General features: G+C 54.4%; 6 protein-coding genes. All 6 read right to left on the reverse strand.

Annotated features, from left to right (window positions below):
- Positions 1-591: phosphohexomutase domain-containing protein (locus GBAG_RS12830; RefSeq protein ID WP_034496619.1), on the reverse strand; the 591-nt coding region annotated here is incomplete at its 3' end.
- Positions 592-664: 73 nt separating this feature from the next.
- On the reverse strand, positions 665-2,110 hold the full coding sequence (gene cpsB / locus GBAG_RS12835; RefSeq protein WP_034496621.1) for a mannose-1-phosphate guanyltransferase: 1,446 nt from the start codon (positions 2,108-2,110) through the stop codon (positions 665-667).
- Positions 2,111-2,127: 17 nt separating this feature from the next.
- Entirely contained in the window at positions 2,128-3,348 is a 1,221-nt protein-coding gene (gene wcaI / locus GBAG_RS12840) for a colanic acid biosynthesis fucosyltransferase WcaI (protein ID WP_034496624.1), read from the reverse strand.
- Positions 3,345-3,824: a GDP-mannose mannosyl hydrolase gene (locus tag GBAG_RS12845; protein ID WP_034496626.1), complete on the reverse strand. Its 480-nt coding sequence runs from the start codon at positions 3,822-3,824 to the stop codon at positions 3,345-3,347. Before GBAG_RS12845 ends, wcaI begins: the two co-directional genes overlap by 4 nt.
- 2 nt (positions 3,825-3,826) lie before the next feature.
- Entirely contained in the window at positions 3,827-4,792 is a 966-nt protein-coding gene (gene fcl / locus GBAG_RS12850) for a GDP-L-fucose synthase (RefSeq protein WP_034496628.1), read from the reverse strand.
- 2 nt (positions 4,793-4,794) lie between these two features.
- Complete coding sequence (gmd, locus tag GBAG_RS12855; protein WP_034496631.1) at positions 4,795-5,916, reverse strand: GDP-mannose 4,6-dehydratase; 1,122 nt, start codon at positions 5,914-5,916, stop codon at positions 4,795-4,797.
- Between the last annotated feature and the right edge of the window lie 70 nt (positions 5,917-5,986).

Here is a 5,986-nt window from a genome sequence, read left to right on the forward strand (position 1 = left end):
GTTGAGTGATTTAAAGCGGGCTTCGATGGCATCGACAATCGGGCCTGCCGCGCCGTTACCGGAGTTAATCACCAGTTTCAGCGGTTTGATGTTAGCCACGTTGATGTAGGTGAACAGATGGTCGATATACGCCTCGACCACTGAAATCTTCTGGTAGCTGCCGCGTTTTGCAGCGTCGACCGGCGGGAAGTCGTTGGCTTCCGCCAGGCGCTGCACGTCGCGCAGGCCGGTGTCGCCGCTGATTGGGCGAGCGCCTTCGCGCACCAGTTTCATGCCGTTGTAGTCCATCGGATTGTGGCTGGCGGTCACTTCAATGCCGCCGTCCACGTTCAGATGCCAGGTGGCGAAATAGATTTCTTCGGTGCCGGACAGGCCGATATCCAACACGTCCACGCCCGCATCCTGCAACCCTTTTGCCAGCGCAAGCTTAAGCGCTTCGCTGGTCAGGCGCACATCACCACCCAGCACGATAGTTTTCGGTTTCAGGTACTCGCCATAAGCGCGGCCAATACGTTCAGCAATATCTTCGTTCAGCTCTTCGCCGAGCTTTCCACGGATGTCATAGGCTTTAAAACAGGTCAGTTTTTGCACTTTTCAGTCTCCTTCGGGCAACAGTTACCCAACCCGCAAAGTGGTCTGCGGGGACTCATCAAATTTTTATTGGCTAGATACGCCCGTAACGGTCTTCGAAACGGACGATGTCGTCTTCTTCGAGGTAAGTGCCGGAACGCACTTCAATCAGGTCGAGCGGGATTTTGCCGGGGTTTTCCAGGCAGTGGGTCACGCCCAGCGGAATGTAGATGGACTCGTTTTCACCCAGCAATTTTGTCTCTTCACCCAGTGTGACTTTCGCGGTACCCGCCACCACAATCCAGTGCTCGGCGCGGTGATGGTGCATCTGCAAAGACAAGCCTTCGCCCGGTTTCACGGTGATGCGTTTCACCTGGTAACGCTCGCCTTCGTCAATAGAGTCATACTTACCCCACGGGCGGTACACTTCGCGGTGGTTATGGTGTTCGTGGCGGCCATCGAATTTGATTTGCTCAACCACTTTCTTCACGCTCTGAACGTGGTCACGGTCGGCAATCAGCACGGCGTCTTTAGTCTGCACAACAATCAGATCTTTCACGCCAACGGTGGTGACCAGGCCGGATTCGGCGTAGATATAACTGTTCTCGGTAGAGTGGCTTATCACATCGCCGTGATGCACATTGCCCTGCTGGTTTTTGGTGCTGATTTCCCAAAGAGAAGACCATGAACCCACGTCGCTCCAGCCCGCATCCATTGGCACCACCACCGCATCGGCGGTTTTTTCCATCACGGCGTAGTCGATAGACTCATCCGGGCAGGCCAGGAACGCTGCTTCGTCAACGCGCACAAAATCCAGATCCGGGTCGATGTTCGCCATTGCTTTTTCACAGGCGACGAGAATATCCGGACGGAATTTTTTCAGCTCTTCGAGATAGCGCCCGGCGCGGAACAGGAACATGCCGCTGTTCCAGTAATATTCACCGCTGGCAACATAAGCCTGCGCGGTGTCGAGATCCGGTTTTTCGACAAACTGCGCCACACTAAAGGCTACAGCGTCAACATCTGGGGTATTCGGGTTCTCCAGTTCGCCACGGCGAATGTAGCCATAACCGGTTTCTGGCAGATCGGGCACGATCCCAAACGTGACCAGTTTTCCGGCTTCCGCGAACGGCAGCGCGTTACGCACAGCTTCACGAAATGCCTCTTCGTTCTGAATCACATGGTCTGCTGCGAGAATCAGCATCAGCGGGTCGTTTTCCGGCTGATTGCGCACCGCCGCCAGGGCTGCAAGCGCGATGGCCGGAGCGGTGTTACGTCCGGCAGGTTCCAGCACGATATTTTCCGTCAGCTTGTTCAGCTCACGCAGTTGCTCCGCGACGATAAAACGGTGTTCTTCATTGCAAATCACCACCGGGCTTTCGCATTCAACGCCGTTCAGGCGGCTGATGGTGGTTTGCAACATCGTCAGTTCGCCTTTCAGGCACAGGAACTGTTTCGGGTAAAGTACGCGGGACAACGGCCACAACCGGCTACCGTTTCCGCCAGCCATAATGACTGGGTAGAGTTGACTGTGACTCATGATTTAACCCCGATTTCTTATGCAGTAATGTCTGCGATAAATTGGTTCAGCACGCTGTCTTTCTCGAGCGTGCGCTCGGCATATTCACATGCCACCGTGTTGTGTACCGGCAATTGCAGGCAGCGCTCAATGCCATCGGCTAACGCGTCAACCGACTCAGGCTCTACACACACGGCAATACCGGAATACGCGTCGCAAAGTTGGCCGAGTTCGGTATCCGGTTCTGCGGTAATTACCGCATTTCCGCCCACGGCAAGAATATTGGTCAGTTTCGATGGCAATACGGCATCGGCGGCACCCCGGCGTTGAATCACCAGGTGGCAATCCGCAAGACGCAACAGCGCTGGTAGCGCGTTGTAAGGCTGAAGCGGATGGAACACCACATTGTGCAGCCCTTTGTCCTGCGCGAGTTTTTGCAGGCGGGCTTTGCCGCCGCCCTGGCCGACAATCACAAACAGGTATGGCTGATGAGCAAAACGCTCCGCCACTTCAATCACCGTTTCCAGCCCCTGCTTTTCCCCGATGTTGCCGGAATAGAGAATGATTTTTTTATCCGCAGGCAGTTCCAGGCTGTTGCGCACGGCGAGGATCTCTTCGTGAGAGATAGCGCGAAAACGCTCCACTTCTGACCAGTTCGGGAAGAAGATCACTTTGCCGGGATCAACGCCCTTTTCCGCCGCTTTGTTCATCATTGAGCGCGAAATGGTCGAAACATGGTCGACGTTGTGCAATCCACTTTGTTCAAAGCGCTGCGCCAGTTTCGCCACTTTGCCCTGTTTTTTACCCGCCATTCCCAGGCCGAGCATGGCGTCGACTTCGTAATCCTGAATATGCAGCAGCGTGCGCGCACCGCTCAATTTTGCGAGCAGGCGCATGCCCGGCACGCAAAAGAGGGTCGGCACGACGCCGATAATGCGATCCGGCTTCCAGCGACGTTGAGCAATCAGCGGGAAGAACGAGCTAAGCGCAAAGCTGCCTAAATGAATCAGACGCTTTAACGTTGATGGCTGTTTTGGCACATACAGCGGGCAGCGCCAGACGGTCGCGGCACCCACTTCTTTCTTGTATTTCCACGATGAATAATCGGGATGTACTTCCCATACCGGGTAATAAGGTGGTGCGGTAATGACCCGCACCTCATGGCCCTGGCTCGTCATCCACTCAACCATCTCACCGGTGTATTTCCCGATACCGGTTAATTCCGGTGAGTAGTTAATTCCGTACACCAGAATTTTCATAATCCGATGACCTTATCTGCCTTATCGGCCAGAAAATATGCACGGCTGTTGTCGTGCACATCGTCGCGAGCCAGCAATTGCTCCGGCGTTAACCAGCGATAATCGCTGTGCTGCGCATCCGGCAATTGCAGTTTTGCGGCATCAACTCTCAGACGGAACCCCAGCACCACATAGTGGGTGGAGAAATCCGGCCCGGAGAAATTGTCGTCGTAGAAGTGCTGCCACACGCCGTAAAACTCACCGTCTGAAAGAGTAAACCGCTGGCCTAATTCGGCTTCGGTTAAGCGCGCAAAAGCACGCTCCAGCGTTTCGTCTTTTTGTACCCGGCCACCCGGCACGAACCAAAAGTTCTGCGCCGGGCGCTGAGTGCGTAAGCCCAACAGGAATTCTCCTGCCTGATTTTCAACAATCAAATCGATGGAAATCAGCGGTGTGGAGCGGACAACGGTTGCGAAGTCTTCAGCACTCAAAAACATACTTACCCCCGGAACCGTTGCTGGTGTTCGAGGAACCACTGGTAGGTGCTGGCAAGGCCAGGCTCCAGGGTAATTTCCGGATACCAGCCCAGACGGCGCAGGCGCGTCACATCTAGCAGTTTGCGCGGCGTGCCATCAGGTTTGGTGGCATCAAACACCACGCGGCCACGGTAACCGGTCACTTTGGCGATGGTTTGCGCCAGTTCGCGGATAGTGCAATCCACACCGGTGCCGACGTTAATATGGGAAAGCATCGGCTGGGTATTTTCCTGCCACACCTCGCTTGCCAGCTCCATAATATGAATGCTGGCTGCCGCCATATCGTCAACGTGCAGGAACTCACGCATTGGCGTACCGCTGCCCCACACCACCACATCAGGCGAGTTTTGCGCAGTCGCTTCGTGGAAACGACGCAGCAACGCCGGAATCACGTGCGAGTTGCTCGGGTGGAAGTTATCGTGCGGGCCATACAAATTGGTTGGCATTACCGAGCGATAATCACGACCGTACTGGCGGTTGTAAGACTCGCACAGTTTGATACCCGCGATTTTGGCAATCGCGTACGGCTCGTTGGTCGCTTCAAGCGTGCCTTGCAGAAGCTCGCTTTCCGCCATCGGCTGGTTCGCCATTTTCGGATAGATGCACGAGGAACCGAGGAACAACAGCTTATTCACGTTGTGCGTGTGCGCAGAGTGAATAATGTTGGCTTCGATCATCATATTTTCATAGATGAAGTCCGCCGGATACGTGTTGTTAGCTACAATTCCGCCCACTTTCGCCGCCGCCAGGTAAACCTGATCAATGCGCTGCTCGGCAAAGAAAGCATTCACCGCTGCGCCATCAAGCAGGTTCAGCTCGTCGCGGTTACGCAGCACCAGTTCAACGTCTGCACGTTGCTCGAGCTGACGAACGATGGCGGAACCGACCATCCCACGATGGCCGGCAACAAAGATACGTTGTTTATTCATGCTCAGGACTCCAGCGCGATGGCAACCTCGTAGCCGTGTGACTTCAGCAACGAATGCTTTTTCGCCGCTTCAAGGTCTTTAGCGACCATTTCGCCAACCATTTCACGCAGCGTAATTTCTGGTTTCCAGCCCAGTTTTTCGTGTGCTTTAGTTGGGTCGCCCAGCAGGGTTTCCACTTCAGCAGGACGGAAATAACGCGGGTCAACGGAGATAATGACATCGCCTGGTTTCACACCCGGTGCGTCATGGCCGGTCACGGAAACAACGATGCCCTTCTCGTCCACACCGGTGCCTTCAAAGCGCAGTTTGATGCCCAGTTGTGCCGCCGCCATTTCCACGAATTCGCGCACGGAATACTGCACGCCGGTCGCAATCACGAAGTCTTCCGGGTTGTCTTGCTGCAACATCATCCACTGCATTTTTACGTAGTCTTTGGCATGGCCCCAGTCACGCAGGGAATCCATGTTGCCCAGATACAGGCATTTTTCCAGGCCCTGAGCGATGTTGGCGATAGCGCGGGTGATTTTGCGAGTCACAAATGTTTCGCCACGGCGTGGGGATTCGTGGTTGAACAGAATGCCGTTACAGGCAAACATGCCGTACGATTCGCGGTAGTTTACAGTGATCCAGTAGGCGTAAAGTTTGGCTACGGCATACGGAGAGCGCGGGTAGAAAGGTGTGGTTTCTTTCTGCGGGGTTTCCTGCACCAGGCCATACAGCTCAGACGTCGATGCCTGATAGAAACGGGTTTTCTTCTCAAGACCTAAGAAGCGAATCGCTTCCAGCAGACGCAAGGTTCCCATCGCATCCACATCAGCGGTGTATTCCGGGGACTCGAAAGAAACCGCTACGTGGCTCATTGCGCCGAGGTTATACACTTCATCCGGCTGCACTTCGGAAAGAATACGGGTCAGGTTAGAGCTGTCCGTCAGATCACCGTAGTGCAGATGGAATTTAGGATTACCGGAATGCGGATCCTGATAAATATGATCAACACGTTCGGTGTTGAAAGAAGATGCGCGACGTTTAATACCGTGAACTTCATAACCTTTTTCCAGCAGCAGTTCCGCCAGATAAGAGCCGTCTTGTCCGGTAACACCCGTGATGAGAGCTACTTTAGTCATAATGTATTTTCCTCTTTAAACATTTGTGTATCACCCTCACCCCAGCCCTCTCCCTGAGGGAGAGGGGGAA

It is taken from the genome of Buttiauxella agrestis ATCC 33320 (assembly GCF_000735355.1).
GTDB classification, from domain to species: domain Bacteria; phylum Pseudomonadota; class Gammaproteobacteria; order Enterobacterales; family Enterobacteriaceae; genus Buttiauxella; species Buttiauxella agrestis.